The 21662-nt window shown below is 52.6% G+C and carries 22 protein-coding genes; 9 read left to right on the forward strand and 13 right to left on the reverse strand.

Going from position 1 to position 21662, the window contains the following annotated elements:
• Positions 1 to 9 precede the first annotated feature (9 nt).
• Positions 10 to 1272 carry a hypothetical protein gene (locus SD69_RS00145; protein ID WP_052480756.1) on the forward strand — a complete coding sequence of 421 codons (1263 nt, stop codon included), beginning with the start codon at positions 10 to 12 and terminating at the stop codon, positions 1270 to 1272.
• 5 nt (positions 1273 to 1277) lie between these two features.
• Entirely contained in the window at positions 1278 to 2357 is a 1080-nt protein-coding gene (locus SD69_RS00150; RefSeq protein WP_041524252.1) for an ABC transporter substrate-binding protein, read from the forward strand.
• A gap of 4 nt (positions 2358 to 2361) precedes the next feature.
• Here the strand turns inward: SD69_RS00150 and SD69_RS00155 are convergent, their stop codons facing one another.
• The 4 genes from SD69_RS00155 to fusA form a co-directional block, all read right to left on the reverse strand.
• Complete coding sequence (locus tag SD69_RS00155) at positions 2362 to 2988, reverse strand: MarC family protein (protein WP_041521586.1); 627 nt, start codon at positions 2986 to 2988, stop codon at positions 2362 to 2364.
• Between the two features lie 3 nt (positions 2989 to 2991).
• Positions 2992 to 3945, reverse strand: coding sequence for a hypothetical protein (locus SD69_RS00160; RefSeq protein WP_052480758.1), 954 nt, complete (start codon positions 3943 to 3945; stop codon positions 2992 to 2994).
• A 236-nt stretch (positions 3946 to 4181) separates the two neighbouring features.
• Complete coding sequence (locus SD69_RS00165) at positions 4182 to 5195, reverse strand: Solitary outer membrane autotransporter beta-barrel domain (RefSeq protein WP_084591436.1); 1014 nt, start codon at positions 5193 to 5195, stop codon at positions 4182 to 4184.
• A gap of 128 nt (positions 5196 to 5323) precedes the next feature.
• A complete protein-coding gene (gene fusA, locus SD69_RS00170; protein WP_041521587.1) occupies positions 5324 to 7411 on the reverse strand; it encodes an elongation factor G in 2088 nt (695 codons plus the stop codon).
• A 353-nt stretch (positions 7412 to 7764) separates the two neighbouring features.
• On the opposite strand from fusA, the gene SD69_RS00175 reads away from it, so the two are divergent.
• On the forward strand, positions 7765 to 8058 hold the full coding sequence (locus tag SD69_RS00175; protein ID WP_041521588.1) for an immunoglobulin domain-containing family protein: 294 nt from the start codon (positions 7765 to 7767) through the stop codon (positions 8056 to 8058).
• 21 nt (positions 8059 to 8079) lie between these two features.
• Here the strand turns inward: SD69_RS00175 and SD69_RS00180 are convergent, their stop codons facing one another.
• A complete protein-coding gene (locus tag SD69_RS00180; protein WP_041521589.1) occupies positions 8080 to 8880 on the reverse strand; it encodes a polysaccharide deacetylase family protein in 801 nt (266 codons plus the stop codon).
• A 140-nt stretch (positions 8881 to 9020) separates the two neighbouring features.
• On the opposite strand from SD69_RS00180, the gene SD69_RS00185 reads away from it, so the two are divergent.
• The 6 genes from SD69_RS00185 to SD69_RS00210 all read left to right on the forward strand — a co-directional run bounded on the left by SD69_RS00185 (position 9021) and on the right by SD69_RS00210 (position 13679).
• Complete coding sequence (locus SD69_RS00185; RefSeq protein WP_052480760.1) at positions 9021 to 9734, forward strand: glutamine amidotransferase-related protein; 714 nt, start codon at positions 9021 to 9023, stop codon at positions 9732 to 9734.
• A gap of 57 nt (positions 9735 to 9791) precedes the next feature.
• Entirely contained in the window at positions 9792 to 10340 is a 549-nt protein-coding gene (locus tag SD69_RS00190; RefSeq protein WP_041521590.1) for a YdeI/OmpD-associated family protein, read from the forward strand.
• Between the two features lie 526 nt (positions 10341 to 10866).
• Positions 10867 to 11226, forward strand: a complete 360-nt coding sequence (locus SD69_RS00195; protein WP_041521591.1) for a Rid family hydrolase — start codon at positions 10867 to 10869, stop codon at positions 11224 to 11226.
• 115 nt (positions 11227 to 11341) lie between these two features.
• Entirely contained in the window at positions 11342 to 11698 is a 357-nt protein-coding gene (locus SD69_RS00200) for a hypothetical protein (protein WP_041521592.1), read from the forward strand.
• 90 nt (positions 11699 to 11788) lie between these two features.
• On the forward strand, positions 11789 to 12250 hold the full coding sequence (locus SD69_RS00205; protein WP_041521593.1) for a hypothetical protein: 462 nt from the start codon (positions 11789 to 11791) through the stop codon (positions 12248 to 12250).
• Positions 12251 to 12374: 124 nt separating this feature from the next.
• A complete protein-coding gene (locus tag SD69_RS00210; RefSeq protein ID WP_157471582.1) occupies positions 12375 to 13679 on the forward strand; it encodes a hypothetical protein in 1305 nt (434 codons plus the stop codon).
• Positions 13680 to 13836: 157 nt separating this feature from the next.
• Here SD69_RS00210 and SD69_RS00215 read toward each other — a convergent pair whose 3' ends face one another.
• The 8 genes from SD69_RS00215 to SD69_RS00250 form a co-directional block, all read right to left on the reverse strand.
• Entirely contained in the window at positions 13837 to 15039 is a 1203-nt protein-coding gene (locus SD69_RS00215) for an MFS transporter (protein WP_041521595.1), read from the reverse strand.
• A gap of 246 nt (positions 15040 to 15285) precedes the next feature.
• A complete protein-coding gene (minE, locus tag SD69_RS00220; RefSeq protein WP_041521596.1) occupies positions 15286 to 15543 on the reverse strand; it encodes a cell division topological specificity factor MinE in 258 nt (85 codons plus the stop codon).
• Positions 15543 to 16352 carry a septum site-determining protein MinD gene (minD, locus tag SD69_RS00225; RefSeq protein ID WP_041521597.1) on the reverse strand — a complete coding sequence of 270 codons (810 nt, stop codon included), beginning with the start codon at positions 16350 to 16352 and terminating at the stop codon, positions 15543 to 15545. Before minD ends, minE begins: the two co-directional genes overlap by 1 nt.
• A 27-nt stretch (positions 16353 to 16379) precedes the next feature.
• Positions 16380 to 17096: a septum site-determining protein MinC gene (minC, locus tag SD69_RS00230; protein WP_041521598.1), complete on the reverse strand. Its 717-nt coding sequence runs from the start codon at positions 17094 to 17096 to the stop codon at positions 16380 to 16382.
• A gap of 167 nt (positions 17097 to 17263) precedes the next feature.
• On the reverse strand, positions 17264 to 18403 hold the full coding sequence (locus SD69_RS00235) for an endo-1,4-beta-xylanase (RefSeq protein ID WP_041521599.1): 1140 nt from the start codon (positions 18401 to 18403) through the stop codon (positions 17264 to 17266).
• Between the two features lie 22 nt (positions 18404 to 18425).
• Positions 18426 to 18974, reverse strand: a complete 549-nt coding sequence (locus SD69_RS00240; protein WP_041521600.1) for a DUF2058 domain-containing protein — start codon at positions 18972 to 18974, stop codon at positions 18426 to 18428.
• Positions 18975 to 19174: 200 nt separating this feature from the next.
• A complete protein-coding gene (locus SD69_RS00245) occupies positions 19175 to 21142 on the reverse strand; it encodes a glycoside hydrolase family 97 protein (protein WP_041521601.1) in 1968 nt (655 codons plus the stop codon).
• Between the two features lie 189 nt (positions 21143 to 21331).
• Entirely contained in the window at positions 21332 to 21661 is a 330-nt protein-coding gene (locus SD69_RS00250; RefSeq protein WP_041521602.1) for a hypothetical protein, read from the reverse strand.
• Between the last annotated feature and the right edge of the window lies 1 nt (position 21662).

Here is a 21662-nt window from a genome sequence, read left to right on the forward strand (position 1 = left end):
AGCGCTGCGGTGAAAAGGATTAACTTGTATGTCGCGATAGGAGCCTCCGTTTTTTTTAGCGGCGGGGCCTGGGCGCAAGACGATAGCACCATCAAGGTAATGCAGGCGCAGATTAAAGTTCTGCAGGAGCGTATCGAAGCGCTCGAGCGAGAGCGCAGTATGCCGCCGGTGCAGAACTTGGGTGAGGTTGAACTGGCCGCCGAGCGAGAAGATGAACCCGAACCGGTGTCTGAGCCGGCGATTAAGGTTGGCGGCGCATTGCGTTTTAACCTGGTGTACAACGAAGAGTCCGATGCCTCGGTGGGTAAGCGCGGCGAAAGCGGGCTGGATACGTTTCGGCTAAATGTCGACGGCAAGCTCGATCAGTTTTTAATATCGGCCGAGTATCGCTTTTACTCTTACATGGATGTTATTCACCACGGTTGGGTCGGCTATGAGTTTGAAGATTTAAGTCAGCTGCAGCTGGGTATCAGTCAGGTACCTTTTGGCTTGTTGCCGTACGCATCACACAACTCCTGGTATGGCGTACCTTATTATCTTGGCCTGGCCGACGATTACGATATGGGCATTAAATACGTGCGTAACGATGGCCCCTGGAGTTCGCATCTGGCGTTTTACAAAAATGAAGAGTTAAACGATGCAACGAATCTGGACCGTTTTGGGTTTGATTTAGTGCGTGTTGACGAGCAGCAAAACGAAGAGGCTAATACCGTTAATGGCCGCTTGGCGTATACCTTTGGTTTGCAAAGCGGCTGTGAGACAGAGGTAGGTGGCTCGCTTGAGGCCGGACAAATATACAATGCGCTGGTTGATGAGAGTGGCGATCGCTACGCGGCGGCGGCCCATGTGGACAGCCGTTGCGGCCGCTGGAATTTTCAGTTGCAGGGAACCCGCTATGAGTATGAGCCGGTTAACGCCCCCGGTGCGGACGACTCGGTGGTTCGTGTAGGTGCCTTTGCGGGTAGCTACGATATCGACAGTGACGCCGACGTGTGGGTGGCCAATGTGGCCTATAACTTACCATCGCCCTGGCGTTTAATTGATAGCATCACCTGTTACAACGATTATTCTCGTTTGAATAAATCCATCGACGATGCGGTAGATTCACAAATTAACACCACCGGTTGTGCCATCGGCAGTGGGCCGATTTTTACGTACGTGGATTATATTTTGGCAAAAAATATGCCGTACTTTGGCGCCGGCTCACTCGCCGCAGGCGGCGAGGACGATTGGCAGGGGCGGTTTAATATTAATATTGGATACTATTGGTAGCGGTTATGGGTAAGCGAGCTTTTTTAGCGGCACTGTTAGTGTCCCTGGCCAGCGGTGCGGCGGCCGATACACTGAATGTCGTGTCCTGGGATGGCGCCTACGTAAAAAGCCAGATCCTGGGGTTCATTCGTCCCTACGAGGAGGCCACCGGTACGCGCGTTAATGTCATTCAGTACGCCGGCGGTATTGATGAGGTTCGCAGTCAATCGCGCGCCTGGAATGTTAGCTGGGATGTGGTTGATTTAGAGTTGTTTGATGCCATTCGCGCTTGTAATGAGGGGCTGCTGGAAACCATTGACCGCGCGACTTTACCCGCCGCGCCCGACGGTACACCGGCGGCGGATGATTTTATTAATCGGCAGGTGACTCCCTGTGGTGTTGCCAATGTAGCAGGCTCCACGATTGTTAGCTTTCGTCGCGATGCCTTTGCCAAGCCGCCCAGCAGCCTCGAAGATTTCTTTGATTTAAGTCAGTACCCGGGCAAGCGTGCGCTGCGTAAGTCGCCTCAGGGTAATCTAGAGTGGGCGTTAATTGCCGATGGTGTCGCGCACGATAACGTGTATGAAGTGCTCGATACCGAAGCCGGGTTAACCCGAGCCTTTGCGAAACTCGACGAGTTAAAATCGCAGTTGGTGTGGTGGCAAACCGGCCAACAGGCGGTGCGTTTGCTAGAAACCGAGCAAGTGGCTATGTCAGCCGTTTACAGTGGGCGAGTCGCCGCCGCGGTAGAGCGGGGCGAGCCACTTGAGATAATATGGGATCACCAAGTGTGGTATTACGATGTGTGGGGCATTGTCAAAAATGGCCGCAACACGAAGCTGGCCGAAGATTTTGTTCGTTTTGCCAGCTCGGCCGAGAGCTTGGCCGGGCAGGCAAAATATATTCCCTACGGCCCCATGCGCCGCTCCTCGATGGCGATGTTGGATGAATCCTTGCGCGAGCGACTGCCCACCTCCGAAGCGCACTTAAAAACCGCCGTCGAGCTTAACGCCACCTGGTGGTCCGAGAACTTAGATCGCATAGCGCCGCGTTTTGAGCGCTGGCTAGAGCGCCCGGTGATGGTGCCTAAATCAATGCCGCGATAAACGATTAGTTTATCGCCCCCTTTACCCCCTCGATAATAAGTTGTGCGCCGATTACGGTGAGAATTAAGCCCATCAGGCGCGTAATAACCTTGATGCCGTTTTTGCCAATTAACGCTTGCAGCTGGTTGCCCAGCATAAAAAAGCCGTAGGTGACGAGGCACAGCAAGCCAAAGGCCAGGGCAACCAGTATGGTTTCGCGCAGATCGCCACTGGCGGCGTAGTTAACGGCGGTAGCGATGGTGCCGGGGCCCGCTAACATGGGCACCGCCAGCGGCGAGATGGCGATGCTTAAGCTCGACTCGCGCGCGCTTTGCGCATCGCCCCGGCTGGGTTGTTGCACGCTGGAGGGTTCGCCGTGCAGCATCTGATAGCCAACCAGCGCCACCAGTACACCCCCGGCCAAACGAAACGCCGGTAAAGAGATACCAAACAGGTGGAAGATGGTGTTGCCCAACAGGCAAAAGCAGCAGGTGATGGCAAAGGCCAATAACAGCGCTTTGCGGGCTACGACTTTTTGGGTGTCGCGATCTTGTTCGCCTACCAGAGCCAAAAATACCGGAGTGTTAGCCACCGGGTTCATAATGGCAAAAAAACCTAAAAATACGGTAATAAAATGGCTGAGCAGCTCCATGGGTTAATCCCCCAGTGACGGCCTAAAATTAAAACCGATGTTAATGTAGGGGCTATTGCTGAGATCAAAGTCGGGCGCCTCCCAGTCACCGTCATCGACATCAATACTCAGCCCCTTTAGTCCGCCCACACCGGCTTCAAGCTCAAGCCAAAAATGGCTGTGGACGCGCTTTTCTACCGACAGCCCTAAGTCCCAATTGTCCATCACATAATTAAACTGGTCGCCATTGGTATCCAGCTGCCAGGAGTTGCCCGCCGGTGCTAAGCCAAAACGAAACAGCAGGCCATCGTTGGGCGCGTACATAATGGCGGGCCAGGGCATGATGGCGCTCAAGGTCCAACGGTCATTAAATTGGTACGAAGCCCCTAGGTAGGGCAGTACTAAGTTGGAGTGATCACTGACATCAAAGTACAAACCGTAGGCCCACCAGAGGCGGTCAGTTTGCGTGTAGCGGGCAAAGCCGCCGCCCATGAGCTCCCAGCTCCACTGCGCGTCAGCACTGTCGGCTTTGTGCCCTAAAGGCATTAAAAAACCGCCGGTTTGCCAGTCGTCACTGCGCTGGTGAAACCAGCCTATGGGGACTCCGATGGACAGCACCTCTAGCTCTTTGAGATGGCCTGATTCGGGAGTCAGACGCGACCAGCTGACCCACTCTCCCAGCAGCAGGGCGTCGCGGTCACTCATTAAGAAGGGCGCTACCGCCCCTTGGCTAACCGAGTCTTGTGAGAAGCTAAGCGAGCGGCCGTCGGTGAGTGTGACGGTACTGTCCTGATAATGGCGGGCGCTGGCAAATGCCAGCGGAAGAAACGGTACGTTGGAGCCGGAGCGACTAAAGTTTATATCGCTTTGAGCGAATTGCTCGGCCCATTGCGCCAGGATATCGGCTTGGGCACTGGCCGTTAGCAAGCAGGCTAAAGTACCGCTAAGCCAAACGTGGTGAGTTGTCTGCCTTGACATGGCGCTCTCTTAATAAGGTTAATGCTCTATTGTGCCCGACTCGTTTGTTCGCAGCCAGTTTGTTGTAGAAGCTTTGAATATTGCCGGCTATATGAGACTAGGGGCTTGCCTGGTGGTAGAGAGGCTTTTGAGTAATAAGGTTTTACGCGTGATGTGTTGGCGCTTAAGTATGAGCGTCAAGCGCCGTAGTAGTGCGATTATTGTCAGAGGCCGTCTTGTCTGACTTTGTGCCCCGGTTACATGGACTCGTTAAATAAAATGACCACGCTGCCACCGCTAAGCTCACTATCGATATTGAGCGAGAGGCCTATTCCGACGTTGTTAAGAAAGCTAATGTCGTTACTGGTATCGACCAGCCAGCCCGCGCCAAACTCGTAGTAGTGATGGGTGCCCATGGCTGGCACGGCATCGGCACTGAGGTCGATGCGGCGGCCCAGTACACGAACCTGACTGCGGCGGCTCCAAACGTCGGGGGTGTCAAAATGAAACACCACACTGTTGCTGAGGCGGCCGGCCTCGATGGTAGTGTCTTGGGAGTGATGGTCGGTATCGAAGCTCTGACCAACTGCGTAGCGGTAAACGGCTTTGTACTCCCAGCGGTAACCAAACAGCTCGCCTTTGTACGAGGCGCCAATACTGGGGTCGGCCGTCCATACCCGGTATGAGGTATTAAACACAGAGCCATCGAGGTAGGGGCCAATCTGTTGCAGCAAGCTGTCGCGGTAGCTTAGGTCGTTATCGTAAAACAGCACCTCAGTGCCCAGTCCGGCCTGTAGCGACCAGGCCTCATTAAGCTGGTAGCGCCAGTTGTTTTCAGCGTATAACAGATAGGTGGTTTCATCCAGCGGGTTACCGACGCTCTCATCGTCAAAAACAAGATCTTGCTCGGACGATATATACGACAGCCGCAACTGTGCCTGTGAGCTTAGGTTATCGCTGAGTTGACGCTTTTCAAAGCTCCAGGGCAGTGAGTAGATGGTGAGCTGGCTGCGTTGCTGTAACGTCGATTCATTGCCGGCGTTGACGTTGCCCAGTTTAACAAACTCATTGGGGTCGAAGTCCATTACCCCTAAGGTCACCAAATTCGCATCCGACAACACAATCGAGCGAGCGCTGTTTTGTGACACTATATCCCCGACTATATCGTCTAGGCCTAAGTCATCGAGGGATTGAGCGAAAGCGCCTGTGCAGGCAACGCTGGCCGCAGTGAGTAACAGTAATGGGCAGGTCAGTCGAGGGGTGAGTCGCATAGCAGTCCCGGCAATTTTTAATCCAGTATGAGATTACTTATATCAAAAAATTGAGAAGATGCCACCCCAGATACAAAAAAGCCCCCGCAACCGTCAGGCTGCGGGGGCTTTTTTAGTCGTACAAAGGCTTACTTCTCAGCGGCTTCGCGCGCTTTCACCTTGGCGATAACGTCTTCGGTGACGTTAGCGGGGCAAGGTGCGTACTGCGAGAACTCCATAGAGAACTGACCGCGGCCTGAGGTCATGGTGCGCAGGTGGCCGATGTAGCCGAACATCTCTGACAGAGGTACTTCTGCCTTGATGCGTACACCTGTGGCGCCAGGCTCTTGACCGTTGATCATGCCGCGACGACGGTTCAGGTCACCGATAACGTCACCCACGTGATCTTCTGGAGTGAATACGTCAACTTTCATTAGAGGCTCTAGCAGCTGAGGGCCGGCCTTAGGCATAGACTGACGGAAGGCGCCTTTGGCGGCGATTTCAAACGCAACGGCCGAGGAGTCAACGGCGTGGAACGCACCATCGTACAGCTCGATCTCTACGTCCAGCACAGGGAAGCCAGCCAGCGGGCCTTTTTCCATCATGCCTTTAAAGCCTTTTTCAATTGCGGGGAAGAATTCTTTTGGTACGTTACCGCCCACAACGCTTGAGCTGAAGGTGAAGCCAGAGTTTGGCTCGCCCGGCTTGATGCGGTAGTCGATTTTACCAAACTGGCCCGAACCACCAGACTGCTTCTTGTGGGTGTAAGAATCTTCGATTGGGGTAGTGATGGTTTCGCGGTAAGCCACCTGTGGCTGACCTACAACCATTTCTACGCCGTAAGTACGCTTCAGGATGTCGACTTTAATGTCCAGGTGAAGCTCACCCATACCTTTCAGGATGGTTTCGCCTGAGTCTTCGTCAGTTTCAACGCGGAAAGATGGATCTTCTGCCACCATTTTACCAATGGCAACACCCATCTTCTCGGTAGAGCCTTTATCTTTAGGCGCAACCGCAATCGAGATTACCGGATCCGGGAACACCATGGCTTCCAGGGTACATGGGTGCTTAGGATCACACAGGGTGTGACCGGTTTGTACGTTCTTCATACCGACGATGGCGATAATGTCACCGGCCTGGGCGTGCGACAGCTCGTTACGCTCATCGGCTTGCATCTCAACCATACGGCCAACACGCTCGGTTTTACCGGTAAACGAGTTGAGGATGGTGTCGCCTTTGTTCAATTTACCCGAGTAAATACGCACAAAGGTCAGAGCGCCAAAGCGGTCGTCCATAATTTTAAACGCCAGCGCTTTCAGCGGCTCGTCGGCGCTTACAATGGCTTTCTCGCCAGTTGGGTTACCTTCTTCGTCGGTCAGCTCTTGTGGGTCAACTTCGGTCGGTGCTGGCAGGTAGTCAACAACCGCGTCCAGTACCAACTGCATACCTTTGTTTTTAAAGGCTGAACCACAGAAAGTGGGGAAGAAGGTCAGATCGCGGGTGCCCTTACGGATGCAGCGCTTCAGGTCTTCGATAGAAGGCTCTTCACCTTCCATGTAAGCCATCATCAGGTCATCGTCTACTTCAACCGCGGTTTCGATCAGCTGCTCGCGGTACATGGCAACATCGTCAGCCATGTCGGCTGGTACGTCTTCTACGCTGTAGTTTTCTGGCTGGCCAGACTCGTCCCATACGTAGGCTTTGTTTTCCAGCAGGTCAACAACACCTTTAAAGGTGTCTTCTGTGCCGATTGGCAAAGTCATAACCAATGCGTTAGCGCCCAGTACGTCGCGAACTTGGTCAACAACGTTGAGGAAGTTGGCACCGATACGGTCCAGCTTGTTAACAAAGATGATACGGGCAACTTCAGACTCGTTGGCGTAGCGCCAGTTGGTCTCAGATTGTGGTTCAACACCACCTGAGCCACAGAATACGCCGATACCGCCGTCCAGTACTTTCAGCGAGCGATATACTTCAACGGTAAAGTCAACGTGCCCGGGGGTGTCGATGACGTTTAGGCGGTGGCCCTTCCACTCACAGGTAACAGCGGCGGACTGAATGGTAATACCGCGCTCGGCTTCCTGCTCCATGAAGTCGGTGGTGGATTCACCCTCGTGCACTTCACCCAACTTATGGATTTTACCGGTGAGCTTAAGGATACGTTCGGTGGTGGTGGTTTTACCCGCGTCAACGTGGGCAAAGATACCGATGTTTCTGTATAAACTAAGGTCTGTCATTTCGATACTCGTATAATCAAGGCCAAAAATTGGACGGCATTGTACAGCGAGGCAGGTGCCAATTGCCAATACTAATTAGCTAACAATGTCCAGCTTTTTACTCGGCGGCAATTTTAACGGTTAATTAGCCGTAATAGTGCTTTATTTCAGGCGATTTCGTGTAATTAACCAATAAAAAGCAATGGTTGCGGTTTGATCGATTTGTATTTTTTATAGGCTTGGCGTCCGCAGCCTCATCACCCGCTGTTATTTGATTGCAACAAAGCCTCGTTAGGCTGCAAGCACGTGCGCCACCCTCAGAGTTGGCGCGATATTCGAGCGGCGGGGCAAGCGATGTGGAAGGGGCGCCAGTCATGAAGATCGTGCGCGACTGGTTAATAACACTGGTTTCCTTAGTTGGGCTACTGCTGGGCGTGCTATTGCTGTTATCCCCCATTCCGGTGGGATTAGTGGTTATCACCCTCAGCCTGGCCACGTTATTGTGCGTTAATCAGCGCTCGCGCCACTTGCTACAGGCGGCGCGCTCACGCTGGCACAAAATAAACCGCACCGTCCATAAAGTGGAGAAACTGCTAGAGCGACGCTTTCGGCGCCTGTGGACGGTGATCTCTAGCACCCGCCCCCACAATGATGATCATTCGGGTTAATTGGGTGCCTTACCCGTGGTCTTACTTGTCTTTTAAGCCCTCGTCTTTGAGATATTGGGCGATGTCTACCATGGGGGCTACCCACAACTGGTCGCGCTTTTGATCCAGGTATTCAACCAGGGCGGTGTGGTTGGTGTTATCCACGTTTAACGGGTGCTCGCCGCCCACGCCGTGAAACAAAAACACCACTAGCCCCCCCTGGGCGATGGCCTGATCTACCAGTGCGGTTAGCTGCTCAATGCGGCTGCCGTTAATCATGTATGAATCGATATCAAACAGCTGCACCTGCGCCGGCTGCATAATGCTGTTTTTAACCCCGCGTGCGGCGGTAAACAGGGGTTTAATGGCCTCGATAAACGATTCCCCGCCGGCGGTCATATCGCCGCAGGGGTAAGMGTAAGTACGCGCTTTTTTGCCATCCACCGCCTCCAGCGCAATATTGGCCACTTTTAGGTTGTCTACCACCCGGCTCACGCTCCACTTGGATAAATCCCGCTCGGGGCTTACCCACTCGCGCCCCGGTTGTGACGCATCGCAGGGGTGAAACAGCGAGTGGTTGCCCAGTTCGTGACCGTTTGCGGCTACTGCGCGCCACTCGTTTAACCGGTCGCCAAAGGGCGGGTAACCTACGGTAAGGTAAAAGGTGGCGGTGAATTGGTGTGCATCCAGTACCGGTATGGCGTTGTCTAAATGAACGTTTAGTGAATCATCATAAGTAAGCGACACGGCCGCTCGCTTGCCGTTCCAATCGCCGCCGGCGGCAGACAGCTGGCTGGTGCCGATCAGTAGTAGCGTAAGCAGCCCGAAAGGTAATAGACGCATGAAAAAAATCCTATTGTTATTGGTGTGTGGGTCGTATTCAAGAATAATAGACGGCGCGCCGATCGCCAAGGCATGATTCGTAAAGGCACTTTAACGAGTGACAAGCTGCGTCTTTGGCTTGTCAGTATTGCGGAGGATATGTGAAACCTATTGCCATCTTTAACACCGACACCATTCCCACCGAGCTTGCCCGTGAGCATGGCCAATACCCCGATATGTTTATCAAAAGCTTATCGGCCGTTAACTCTGCGCTTCGTTTTGAGCGTTTTGATGTTAATAAACAGCAGTACCCACAGTCCTTAAACGAATACGCTGGTGTGCTAATAACCGGCAGTCAATCGGCGGCGTACGACAGTGACGAATGGATTGAGTTATTAAAGCAGCGCATAAAAGCCATGGAGAATGATCGGGTGCCATTGGTGGGCATTTGTTTTGGTCATCAAATTATTCATCAGGCTTTGGGTGGGTCTGTGGTTAACGCGCCGGGTGGCTGGTGTGTCGGTGTGCATCGCAATCAATTAACCGAATCGGCCGTGCGCTATGGCACGCCCGGCGATTCGTTTACGTTGCTGTCCAGTCATCAGGATCAAGTGGTATCAGTGGCGCCCGGCACCAACGTGTTAGCGGCAACCGACTATTGCCCCATAGCGATGACATCAATTGGCGATCATCTTCTTACCCTGCAGGGGCATCCGGAGTTTACACGCGATTATGCCAAAGCCTTAATGGATAAACGCCGCGCGGCGATTGGCGAACCGGTGTATCAGCGGGGAGTAAACTCGTTGGTAGAGCCGTTAGATGATGGGCAGGCGCTGCAGTGGATGTTGAATGTGTTTTCTCACGCTTGTGCTTAACTCTCTAATGATTGATGCAATGTGTTGTAGCGAATGATGTTTTAAGGTAGTGCGCTTATGGATAAACTTGGCGTCAATTCTGTGTTTAATGCGCGGCTGCTTCGCCCAAAAAACATGGGCGAGAGTCTGTGGGCTTTTGTGGTGTTGCCGCATGAGGTCAGCGACACCTTACCCAGGCGCGGCCGTACCTCGGTAGCGGGTGAGCTTAATGGCCAGCCTTTTACCTTAATGCTTGAGCCCGATGGCAACAAAAGCCACTGGTTGCGCATTGATGAAACGCTTATGCAAGCTGCGGGTGTTAATTTTGGTGATGTGGTGGAGTTAAAGCTCGCGCCGGTGGCGGACGAGCCCGAACCGGCTGTGCCGCGCGATTTACAGCAGGCTCTGGATGCTGCACCGGCAGCGCTGGATGTGTGGCAGGCAACCACCACCCTGGCGCGCGTCGATTGGATTCACTGGGTGGAGTCGGCCAGGCAAGCCAAGACCCGCGCTAAGCGAGTTGATGACGCCTGTGACATGTTGGCCTCGGGCAAAAAGCGCGTGTGTTGTTTCGATCCGTCGGGGTTTTACAGTAAAGCGTTTAGTGCACCAGAGGCCGATGGTTAACCGTCTGTTTGGTATTTTCGGGCATTATTAATGTGTGTCAGGCGCGGTTGTGTTTACCGGCATGGCGTAATATTCTACGGGAACATAAGATCCAGGCGTACCTGCCGGGGTAAGGCGCTGTTAGAAATCGCCTTTATTTCTTTACGAATACAGTTTCTGCCGCGTGTTTAAGCAATTGACTTAGCGGTGAAATCTAAGCGCGCGCATCAGGCAATTGAGGTGGTATTCGCTGCTCAGGGGAAACCCTTGAGCAAAATAGTGCGCTAATGTGACCCGGGCGATATATTGCTAAGCAACTCAATGGCTTAGTAGGGTTTGCAGATAAAGAGCAAAAAATAAAGTTAGACTGCTGATTAACATGAGTCGCACTTTCCCCAAACATGGAGCTGTTAGATTATGAGTTTTTCCCCTTTGTTTTCAACGGCCTATATGTTTGACTTCATCCAGTTTCTACCGGGGATAGGGTGATAGGACAAAGTGCGACTGAGTCGCATGAATTAGCTGTTAACAGTCAATGAGTAGTACCATGATTGAAAGAGTGGCCGGAATATATAAAGGAAGAAGTAAGTCTTCTGCATATAAAGATCTGGTGTTCTCCGTCGCTACTTCACCGGATACAAGTGTGGGTACAAAAGCGCAAACACGACAGGCTCTGGAAATACTATCTGCTAACTTAGAAGATCTTGGCTCAAGTACAGAGCACATACTTTCGGCTCAAGTATTCATCGCAAGAATGAACGAAAAGCCGCAGATGGACGAAGCATGGTGCTCCTGGATTGGCCCAAATCAAGCCAATTGGCCACAAAGAGCATGTCTAGGTGTTGAGCTAGAAGGTGATGTGCTAGTGGAGATTACGGCGGTCGCTATCAGGCCCCAAAACTGTTAACAAAGCACTGCAGCGGACGGCTTACCTTATGCACCTTATGCGCGGTCGCTTCGCTCCCATTTTCGCGCAAAAGGCGCACAAGGCAAGCCGCCACTGAGCGCGGCGTTAAGTTGCCATGAGAATTGAGCCTGAAGAAATAAACACAAAAAGAAGCTCGATTGCTCTTGAGCTAATGTCAGAGGGCAAAGAGCCGTTGCAAATTTCAAATTTATCCATAAGCAATAGTGAAACGGTTTTGTTGGTTTCGACGTGGAGCAGCGAAAACACCAATATGTCACGGGCAATATCAGATATTGAGCAAGGTCGTAGGTTGCTTTCACAGTTGTGCGCTGCTTGGCCGGAATTGAGCAAACACTTTGGTAGTAGTCACCCAGTCATAAAGCTTTTCGATGATTATGGGATGGGGGCTGTACTACTGGGGTCCAGTCCTAAAGAAAATGAGTACACTTGGCATGCCAGTATTGCAACTTAACAAGGCGGTGTTGTCGCCTTCGGCTGGGACTGCCATTCCGCTGGCGCTCCATGTCAGCCCCAAACCGCGGCGTTAGTTTTAAAGGTAGTCATGTTCAAAAAATTAATAAAAACTCAATCATTTACATATAATTTATGTATGATTTTTATAGTCTCTCTGTTAGCTGCAATCATTGGTTTGCTTGTGTACTGTATTAATGACAAAACTACTACACTAGATTGGTTTAATTTAGCTAATTCAGTATTTAAGTTTTCATCTTGGTTTATGTTTGGTTATGGCACTCTTCAAGCGTTTGGTAGAAGAATAGAACATGACAATATAGAGCAAAAAATTATTAAAGTTGACCAAGAAGCCTTGAAATGCACTCAAAATGAAAATAGCAATAGACAAGATATGAATGAAAAGTCTCTAGAAGTATATGAAGAGCAGATAAATGAATTAGAGCGCATTGAAAACGACGATAAGACAACTGTAAAACTTTATTGCTTAGGTGTAGTTGTATTTTTGCTCACGACTTTGGCAGATATTATTCTCCCTGCATTTCAAAACTAACAAGGCCAGTCAACCTGACCGCTAAACTTTCAGCTTTTTTTGCAAAAAGAAGGAGCCGCAAAAAAATCCACAAGTTCACCAGCAATTGCTGGCGGCGTTATGACTAAAGGACAAGGGCTATCCATTGAGCTACGAGACTGACCAAAGAATAAAGAACTATTTAGATACAAATCAGCTAAGTCGAGAACAATTGTGTCGATCAGTTCTTGCATTAGATAAGAGATTTTCTGATGTTCGCCCAAGACATCCTCGTGGAGGACGCGACGGTGGTCGTGATATTGAAGCTATCTACCGAAACGATCATATTGCATTTGGCGCTGTGGGGTTTGTGAATCAAGCAAATGATTCTGCGGATCAAAAGAAAACAATTAATAGAAAATTTAATGAAGACTTAAACAGCGCCTTGTCTGCTGATAAAAAGCCAGAGGTGTTTGTATTTTATACAAACATAAATCTAACAATCGGCGAAAAAGACCAGCTTATAGAGAAAGCCAAAACTCGTGGAATGATTCATTGTGAGATCATGGATAGGGAAAGAATAAGAATATCCCTTGATACCCCAGATGGGTTTTCAATTAGGTTTCAGCATTTAAATATTCCCTTGTCTGAGGAAGAACAGGCGAGTTTTTTTGCTAAGTGGGGCGATGATATTCAATCTGTAATATCAACCGGATTTCAAAAAGTTGAAAATACATTGAATCGAATTTTGTTCTTCCAAGAAGCTTCAAGTACTTTATCTCATTTGACTTTATCTATAGAGCTTAACCAAAAGTATACTGCTGAAGATATCGGTCATTTTAGACTCTTTTGTTCCCTATACTTGAAAGAACCAAAAAATAAAATCCTTTCAATACTATTTGGTCGTACGGATAGATCGAATCGAATGAGGGAAGATATTGCAGCGGATTTTACTGAGCAAAAAAGTGGCATCAAATATGGTATTGGCGGCGGTCAATGGGAACAAATTATAGATATTGAAGACGAAGATCAGGACTACGAAGAAGAGAAATATACTAAAGTGGGTTCTTCTTCTAGTATAGGAATGGATTATGTAGAATTTATCCCCATTCAATATAGTAAGGATAGTTTGATTAGAAATCCTGACGGTCTTACGCTTAGGGATATTGATGAAGCAATGCTATTCCCGTTTTGCAATAAAACTTTAGCAGAAAAAATTAAGGCTATTCACATCTATTCCAACGGTTATAAGATTAAGGAGCTTGGTCCCAGTGATATAGAAATAGATCTCACTGAATTCGGCCCAGAAATCCCAGTGGACTTTAGTGAGGATGAACTGAAAGACCCCTGGGTCAGAGTACTTCCTGCCGGAGGATATTCGTCTTTTAATATTGAGTTTTTTGATGAAACCCCAAAACGGATGTTTATGCCAAAGCAAACAGAAAATAGCTTAGAAGAAAGAAAGTCATAACAAGCGCATATTATCGGACTGGTTTTCCGCTGCGCTCCAAACCAGCCGCAAATGCGGGCGTTAGATTTTCAGATGACTGATGATATATATGTTGGTATGCCTTTATGGTTTGGGGTCTTCATTGCTTCCCTTCCATTTGCGATTGGTACAAGGCATTTTAAAGTAAAAGGTCTTTATCCTGCCATTGCAGAGCAATCACAAAAAAGATCAAGCCGACGGTGGCGGTTGCGGCGCCTACGTAGCCGGTTGAGCTCCAGCCAAAACCGGCCGAGATAGCCATGCCGCCCAGTAGCGGGCCCAGGGCATTGGCGGTGTTAAAGGCGGCGTGGTGCGAGGCTGCCGATAAGGTTTGTGCGCCGGGGGCGACGTCCATTAAATGAGTTTGCAGTGGTGGTGATACTGCCACGACAGTGCCGACTAAAAAAGTGGCGAGCAAAATGCTCCACAGCTCGGAGGTGGTTTGTGGGTAGAGCAGTAAGATAAATATGCTCCACAACAACACGCCGCCCACGGCTTTAAACTGGTATTTATCAAACAGCCAGCCGCCCACGATATTACCGGTAAAGCCGCCCAAACCAAAGGTGGCCATGGCGATGGGAATCCACATTTTGCTTTCACCGGTGACGTGCAAAATGGTGGGGGCCAGGTAGCTGAATACGGCAAACACGCCGGCAAAGCCGGTGGCGCCAATCAGTAGTGCCAACCACACTTGCGGCCGGTTAAAGGCTTTGATTTCGTGCAGCGGATTGTTGCGCACTTGCTGCTTGTTGAGCGGTACAAACCACACAATTAAGGCGAGCGTAAGCACCGAGATAACGCCCACTAAGGCGAATGCGTAGCGCCAGCTTATGGTTTGCCCGAGCCAGGTGGCCAGCGGGTTGCCAATCAGCACCGCGAGGGTGAGGCCGATCATGACCCGGCTGACGGCTTTGCCGCGCTGGCTGGGCGGCACCAGGCTTGCGACCACCAGCGCCGCCACGCCAAAGTAGGTGCCGTGGGGCAGGCCTGCAATAAAGCGCATGGCGATTAAGCTTTCGTAGTTGGGGGCAAAGGCGCTGGCAATATTGGCCAGCGCGTAAAAGCCCATTAATAACAGCAGCAAGTGCCGGTGAAAGAGCCGCGCGCCGGCAATGGCCAACAGGGGCGCGCCGATCACCACACCCAGCGCGTAAGCACTAATCACAATCCCTACCTGTGGCTCACTCACGCCGAGGCCTTCGGCAATGCCGGGCATTAAGCCCATGGCTGCGAACTCGCCGGTGCCGATACCAAAGCCGCCAATGGCCAGGGCAATTTCAATCATCAGCATGGCGCCTTTGCTGAGAGGCGCAGAGTTTTGTGTGGTAGCGCTGTGGGTCATGTCGACTTCCGTTGTGTAAACACCAGCAGCGCCGGCTGCACGCAGAGCGTGGCCGGTAGGTAGATATGCGGGTGTTTTAATTATGGAGCTAGAGTTTGGTGAGAACCAAATAGTGCCGCTATTGTAACGCGCCGGCGGTGGGCGTGTCTGTTAGGCAAAGTAAAGCTCGCGGCAACTGATGCGGTGGGTTTTGCCACCAAGCGCCGCGAGTTTAAGTGGGGCATGCCGGAATCGCGCCGCCAGAGGTTAGCGCTCTGGCAGGGTAATGTTTAACTCCAGCACCGAGCAGTCGTCGGCGTTATCGACCTGCACCGACACCTGGTCTTGATCGATCTCGACGTATTTGCGGATCACCTCGAGGATTTCCTGCTGCATCAGCGGCAGGTAATCGGGTTGGCCGCGGTGGCTGCGCTCGTGGGCGACAATAATTTGCAGTCGCTCTTTAGCCACCGATGCCGAGGAGGTGGGTTTGGTTTTCTTTAGCAGATAATCCAGTATGCCCATTATTTACCTCCTAGCAATCGCTTAAAGAAACCTTTTTGAGTTTGCTCTAAAAAGCGATGCTCTACTTCGTCGCCCAGCAGGCGAGACACGGCATCTTCGTAGGCTTGGCCGGCTTGTGATTCGGTATCTAAAATGACCGGTGCGCCTTGGTTTGAGGCTTTGAGTACGGCCTCGGACTCGGGGATTACGCCGAGCAGCGGGATGGCGAGAATCTCTTCGACGTCCGCCACACTAAGCATTTCGGCACTGGCCACGCGCGTGGGGTTGTAGCGGGTTAAAAGTAAGTGCTCTTTAACCGCCTTGCCCTGCTCGGCCATACGCGACTTACTTTGCAAAATACCCAAAATGCGGTCTGAGTCGCGCACCGAGGATACCTCGGGGTTGGTTACCACGATGGCCTCTTCGGCAAAGTACAGCGCCATCTGCGCACCCTGCTCAATACCGGCTGGCGAGTCACAAATGATGTAGTCAAAGTCTTTGGCCAGCTCGTCCAGTACCGCTTCAACGCCTTCGTGGGTCAGGGCGTCTTTGTCGCGGGTTTGCGAGGCAGGCAAAATAAATAAGCCGTCGGTGCGCTTGTCTTTGATCAGCGCCTGTTTTAACGAGGCCTCTTTGTTGATCACGTTGACAAAGTCGTACACTACGCGGCGCTCGCAACCCATAATTAAATCCAGGTTACGCAGGCCCACGTCAAAATCGATTACCACGGTTTTGTGGCCACGCAGTGCCAGCCCGGTAGAGATGGCTGCACTGGACGTGGTTTTGCCCACGCCGCCTTTACCCGAAGTCACAACAATAATTTTAGCCACGGTGTTTCCTCAATGTGTTTGGCACTTTTACAGTGCGGCAATTTCAATGGAATCGTCTTGTAAAAAAACCTGTGCCGGTTGCTTCCAGCAACGCTCCCGCAGGGTATCGTTAAGCACAAAGTGGCCGGCGATGGAGACTAGCTCGGCCTCTAAGTGCTGACAGAATATACGCGCATTAGGGTTGTCGCGCACGCCTGCTAAGGCGCGGCCACGCAATGGGCCGTAAGCGTGAATGTTGCCGTCGGCAATTACCTCGGCGCCCTCGCTAACCTGTGCCAGCAAAATCAAATCTGACCCCTCGGCATAAATCTGCTGCCCCGAGCGCACCGGGCGCTCGATAATACGGGTGGGGCGGCTAATGGCCTCTGGCTCCGGGCTGGCTACTGGGGCAGGTTCGGGCTCGGGGCTGGGCTCGGTTTTATCCGGGCGGGCGCGCGAGGCTGGTAAATGCACCAAACCTAAATCTTTGGCCAGCTTGGCCTGGGGTTCGCTGCCACCTTTACAGCCAAACAGCTGAAAGCCCAGCGATTGGCAGTGTTTAATAATCTCTTGCAGCTCGGGTTTGCTCAGCTCACCGTTAAAAGAGGCGAGGTTGATATACAGGGGCGAGCCGGTAAAAAACAGAGGGGCCGATTGCACTTTTTGATGCAGGGCGCTGGCGAATTCTTCGCCCTGATAGTGGTATAAATCCAGCACCATGCTGGTGACGCTTGTGCCTTTTATTTGAAAGCAGGGGTCTGCCATCGAGTCATCCTGATGCGTTGTAAGTGGCACTGATGGCCATTAGATCAATTTGGGCAGGTTAGCGACGCGGCGCCAGGGAGAAAAGCGCCTTGGCGCGGATTTGCCAAGTGGGCCGCAATATAGCAAATATTGCGGCTTCATCCTAATGGGGCAAGGGCCCGCAGCGGTTATTTTTTCAGGGCGGCGACTGCATGGTAGGCGGCGTTACGCTGGTAATCCCGGTCAAACAGCAGCGGGTAGTTGGTGCGCCCGCGTACCGGGAAGTTGTTTTTCCAGGATTCGCTGTCGCCGGTGCCCCACAGGGTCACCCGGGCAATGCTCTCGCGATGCTTTAAAAATAGCGCAAACCACTCGGCGTAGCGCTCGGCCAGCTGGGCTTCTACCTCAGCGGGTAAGCCGTTGGGGTAGGGGTTTAGCTCGTCAGCGTAGTCAAAGTTACTGGAGATCTCGGCGCCGATATGCTCCCAGGCAACCGGCAGGGTATCGACGTCTAGCTCGGTGATATGCACCGCGACGCCGGTGGCAGCGAATGCCTTAATGCTTTTTTCAAACTCGGCAATGTCGGGGTAGGCCAGCCCTACATGGCCCTGCATGCCCACGCCGTCGATGGGCACACCGGCCTCTTTAAAACGCTTAATCATGTCGACTACAAATTGGCGTTTACCGGGGTTGTGCATGTTGTAGTCGTTGTACAGTAGTTGCGCCTCGGGTGCGGCGGCACGGGCGTAGCGAAAGGCGTGCTCGACAAAGTCCGGGCCGATCTGGTTAAACCAGGGGCTTTTGCGCCAGCCTTTATCTTCATCCACTGCCTCGTTCACCACATCCCAGGCGTGGATTCGGCCTCGGTAACGGCCGGCCAGAGTATCGATGTGGGTTTTCATGCGTGCCAGCAGGGCTTTGCGGGGCAGAGGCTGACCGTGGTCGTCGTTAAACACCCAGTCGGGTGTCTGCGAGTGCCACACCAGAACATGGCCCACCATAAACATTTGCTGCTGCTCGCCCAGCGCCATAAATTTATCGGCCCGCTCCCACGCCCACTGGTCGGGCGTGGGGTGTATACGCTCCCACTTCATGTCGTTTTCCATGGTTAGGGCGTTAAACTCGCGGGCGACAAGGGCGTTAAACCCGGCTGGCGGGCTGTTTAGGCGGGCGTTGCCAATGGCGGTGCCGATATAAAAATCGTCTTTATAAAGATCTTTTAAACCGGTGTCGTTGAGTGCCTTGGCGATGGCATTTTGCTTGGTGAGTGCCAGCGCACCGGCCAGCATGGCTGTGCGCGCCAGGAGTGTTCTGCGATTTATTGTCATTATCTACCTGCGTTTGGCGGGCTTACCACATTAGGTCATCGGGAATCACAAAGTCTTTGTAAGGATCGTCTTCATCCTGCGTCTCGGCGCTAACGGTGTTGGCCACCAGCACGTAAGCGGCGTCGCGCTCGGCAATTTTGTCGGCGATCATTTTGGGCACCAGTTCGTAGCCCTCGCCCAGCTTTACAATATTGAGCTGGCCACGGGTCACCCGGCCATGGGCCTGCTCGCCCAGCACCAGCTTTTTAATGGTCTTGCCGTCGGTAAAGTTGTATTCCAGCTCGGCCTCGCGCCCTTCGTGCTTGGGTTGGCGGTTGCTTTCAATCAGCTGCTTAATTTGCGCGGCAATGGCCTTTTTCTCGGCCTCGGCCTGGCGCTGACGGTTTAGCTCGCGGTCGCGTTCGGCTTTGGCGGCGCGGGCGGCCTGAGCCGACTGTTTGGTTTCGTCCACTACCACTTGTTTGGATTTATGCGCTTGCTTAGTTTGCTTGCGCTTGTCTTTTTGAATCTGCTTGGCCTTTTTGTCGTTAATAAGGCCCGCTTGTTTCAGTTGATCCTGCAAAGACGCCATGGGTTACTCTCTGTTGTTGCGTGTCGGGTGATAGGTGCCGCTGCGGCAGCGGCTATTATGCCATGAGTTCGATGGGGAACGGGGAACGGGGAACGGGGAACGGGCTATCTTTGCCCAGCCCAGCCTAGCCCCGGCCAGTTAAAATCTCGCCCACCGTCCACCGTCCACCGTCCACCGCATCTGACCTCCGACAAGCCGCGTTAACGGCTTTTAACAATCCCCGCCCAGCCGCCGCCCGAGGCAAGATTGATGGTGAGCTTGTCCCCGGCCTTCACGGTTTGGTTGTCGATTTTATAATCTTCGGCAAAATGCTCGGTATTGATGCCGTCGCGCAGCGCGGTCAGGCTGAAGTTGCCCTCGCCCAAAAAGCTAAAGTCGATGGTTAAGGTGCGCGCGGTGTCGTCGGTCATGGCGCCGATGTACCAGGTATCACCGTTGCGCCGGGCCACCAGGATGTAGTCGGCCACTTGCGCGTCCAGCACGCGGGTTTCATCCCAGTCGGCGGGAAACTGACTGATAAATTCGGTGACTTTGGGCTCGCGGCGGTAGGTCGAGGGCGACTCGCACAGCATTTGCAGGGCGCTCTCGTACACGGCGTACATGGCCACCTGGTGAGCGCGGGTGCCTAAGCTCACCGGGCGGTAGTGGCTAATGTGGTGATTGGCGGCGTGCGCGTTGCGCAGGGCGCCGGGGGTAAAGTCCATGGGGCCGGCAACCATGCGAATAAACGGCAAGGTGACTGTGTGCTCTGGGGTAATATCGGCGCTCCACTTGTTGTTCTCGTTACCTTTTACGCCTTCGTAGGTCATCACGTTAGGGTAAGCGCGGCGCAGACCGGTGGGTTTAAAGCCACCATGAAAGTCCACTAGCAGCTCGTGCTTGGCGGCTTCGCGGGCGATTTTCTCGTAAAAGTTCACCATGTACTGATCGGAGCGCTGCATAAAGTCGGTTTTGATGCCGGCCACACCCCATTCGCCGTAGGTTTTTAAGATGTTTTGATAATCTTTGTCGAGTGGGCCCCACAGCGCCCAAAGAATAATCTCGACGCCTTTGCTTTGGCCGTAACGCACCAGCTCGTGCACATCGATGTCGGGGTTCATTTCCAGCAGGTTGGTGGTGGTTTTGGTCCAGCCCTCGTCCAAAATCACATACTCAAGGCCGTAGTCGGCGGCAAAGTCGATGTAGGCTTTGTAGGTTTGGGTATTGATGCCTGCCTTAAAGTCCACATCAAATAGGTTGTTGGCGTTGTACCAATCCCAGGCGATACGGCCGGGTTTAATCCAGCTGTTGTCGGCCAGTTGGTTGTCGCGCGATAACAGCCACACCAGTTGGCTTTCGATGAGAGCGCCGTCATCGTCGCTGATCACCGCCACGCGCCAGGGGAACGTGCGCTCGCCTTGTGTGTCGGCCAGAGTATCGCCAAAGCTAAGGCTTTGGTTGCGGTCTTCCGAGCCGGCCATGGGGGTGGCCTCGGTAACCCTGGGGGTAAAGCCCGCGCTAAAACCGTCTTGCCCGGTGCCGTATAAAAACAGGCCGGGGTAGTCGTACAGGTCGGCCTCTGTAAAGACTATATTAATATCGTTAACGCCGACGTAGGCCGGCAGTGAGGCAAAGCGCTCGGGGGCGATGTCGGCGACTTTTGCCGGTACATACAGGCGCTCGTAGTGAGAAACTAACGACTCTTCTTCAGGAAACAACGTGCTGGCACCGGCGGGAAAGTTAAGCGCCATGGTCTCGTCTGTGACGGCAATGGGCTGATCGTATTCACCCACAAAACGGTAGGCTACGCCGTCATCATAGGCGCGAAAATCAATGCCAAAGTCGTTATCAAACCGCAGCGACAGCTCGCGGTAGCGCTCGTCGATGGTACCGGATTTATGTTTAACCACCGGCGTATGCTGGGTATCGACGCTGTTGCGGTCAACGCTAATCAATTTGCTGTCGTGGGTGATGTCACCCAGGCCTTTTAGCGTTAAGCCGATGGTGCTGTCAGTAATGACCGGCGTTTTGTCGAGCGTGGCAGACCAGCTGACGCTTTGTGCCACGTCGATGCTAATCGCTAAGCGCTCGTCCGGGGACTGCAAGGTGAAAGTCTCGGCATGAGCGCTGCCGGCGGCTAAACAAACTAACAGCGCACCGTGAGGTGCAAACAAACGCAGATGGTTCATGGTATGTGCCTATTCTTATCTCGCCTGACTGGGGGCCGGGCCGCAATTAGTATGATTTATTAGCAGGTACTTTGCCGTGTAGCGTGTGCGAATACAAGCGCCAGAAAGCGAGTTAGGCTAAGGGATATGCAAGAAGTGTAAAGGAAGGGCGGCGCCTTAATCACAGGTGTGTTTAAGGCGCCGGACAAGCTAAAAGCTAAAGCGAAAAATCGTAGACGGCTCTGGCTCGTTGACGTCGCTGTGCAGCTTGATGCGGTTGTCGCTGTTGCGAATTTCATCCAGCACCGGGTCGTACCCAAATTGCATACGGCTTTGCATCTTAACCCGGGTTTCATCGTCAATTTGCCAGCGAGGGTCTTCCGGTAAAGTGGGAGCGGTTTCCTTACGCCAGTTGGGCGCGGTGACCACAATCTCTTCCATCGCCCGGTCGTCTGCGGCATTGCGGTTGCTGTCCTGGGCGACCGCTACCAGTGCGGCGCCGAGAAACAGGGTGGTTATTAACGGAAATTTAAGCGCCATA

Origin of the sequence: Gilvimarinus agarilyticus (assembly GCF_000832015.1) — a bacterium.
Classification (GTDB): domain Bacteria; phylum Pseudomonadota; class Gammaproteobacteria; order Pseudomonadales; family Cellvibrionaceae; genus Gilvimarinus; species Gilvimarinus agarilyticus.

What these genes read in the sequence shown, in the direction of transcription:
- SD69_RS00150 (WP_041524252.1), top strand. Translation starts at nt 1,278, where the DNA reads ATGGGTAAGCGAGCTTTTTTAGCGGCACTGTTAGTGTCCCTGGCCAGC.
- SD69_RS00155 (WP_041521586.1), bottom strand. Translation starts at nt 2,988, where the DNA reads ATGGAGCTGCTCAGCCATTTTATTACCGTATTTTTAGGTTTTTTTGCC.
- SD69_RS00160 (WP_052480758.1), bottom strand. Translation starts at nt 3,945, where the DNA reads ATGTCAAGGCAGACAACTCACCACGTTTGGCTTAGCGGTACTTTAGCC.
- SD69_RS00165 (WP_084591436.1), bottom strand. Translation starts at nt 5,195, where the DNA reads ATGCGACTCACCCCTCGACTGACCTGCCCATTACTGTTACTCACTGCG.
- fusA (WP_041521587.1), bottom strand. Translation starts at nt 7,411, where the DNA reads ATGACAGACCTTAGTTTATACAGAAACATCGGTATCTTTGCCCACGTT.
- SD69_RS00175 (WP_041521588.1), top strand. Translation starts at nt 7,765, where the DNA reads ATGAAGATCGTGCGCGACTGGTTAATAACACTGGTTTCCTTAGTTGGG.
- SD69_RS00190 (WP_041521590.1), top strand. Translation starts at nt 9,792, where the DNA reads ATGGATAAACTTGGCGTCAATTCTGTGTTTAATGCGCGGCTGCTTCGC.
- SD69_RS00195 (WP_041521591.1), top strand. Translation starts at nt 10,867, where the DNA reads ATGATTGAAAGAGTGGCCGGAATATATAAAGGAAGAAGTAAGTCTTCT.
- SD69_RS00200 (WP_041521592.1), top strand. Translation starts at nt 11,342, where the DNA reads ATGAGAATTGAGCCTGAAGAAATAAACACAAAAAGAAGCTCGATTGCT.
- SD69_RS00205 (WP_041521593.1), top strand. Translation starts at nt 11,789, where the DNA reads ATGTTCAAAAAATTAATAAAAACTCAATCATTTACATATAATTTATGT.
- SD69_RS00215 (WP_041521595.1), bottom strand. Translation starts at nt 15,039, where the DNA reads ATGACCCACAGCGCTACCACACAAAACTCTGCGCCTCTCAGCAAAGGC.
- minE (WP_041521596.1), bottom strand. Translation starts at nt 15,543, where the DNA reads ATGGGCATACTGGATTATCTGCTAAAGAAAACCAAACCCACCTCCTCG.
- minC (WP_041521598.1), bottom strand. Translation starts at nt 17,096, where the DNA reads ATGGCAGACCCCTGCTTTCAAATAAAAGGCACAAGCGTCACCAGCATG.
- SD69_RS00235 (WP_041521599.1), bottom strand. Translation starts at nt 18,403, where the DNA reads ATGACAATAAATCGCAGAACACTCCTGGCGCGCACAGCCATGCTGGCC.
- SD69_RS00240 (WP_041521600.1), bottom strand. Translation starts at nt 18,974, where the DNA reads ATGGCGTCTTTGCAGGATCAACTGAAACAAGCGGGCCTTATTAACGAC.
- SD69_RS00245 (WP_041521601.1), bottom strand. Translation starts at nt 21,142, where the DNA reads ATGAACCATCTGCGTTTGTTTGCACCTCACGGTGCGCTGTTAGTTTGT.
- SD69_RS00250 (WP_041521602.1), bottom strand. Translation starts at nt 21,661, where the DNA reads ATGGCGCTTAAATTTCCGTTAATAACCACCCTGTTTCTCGGCGCCGCA.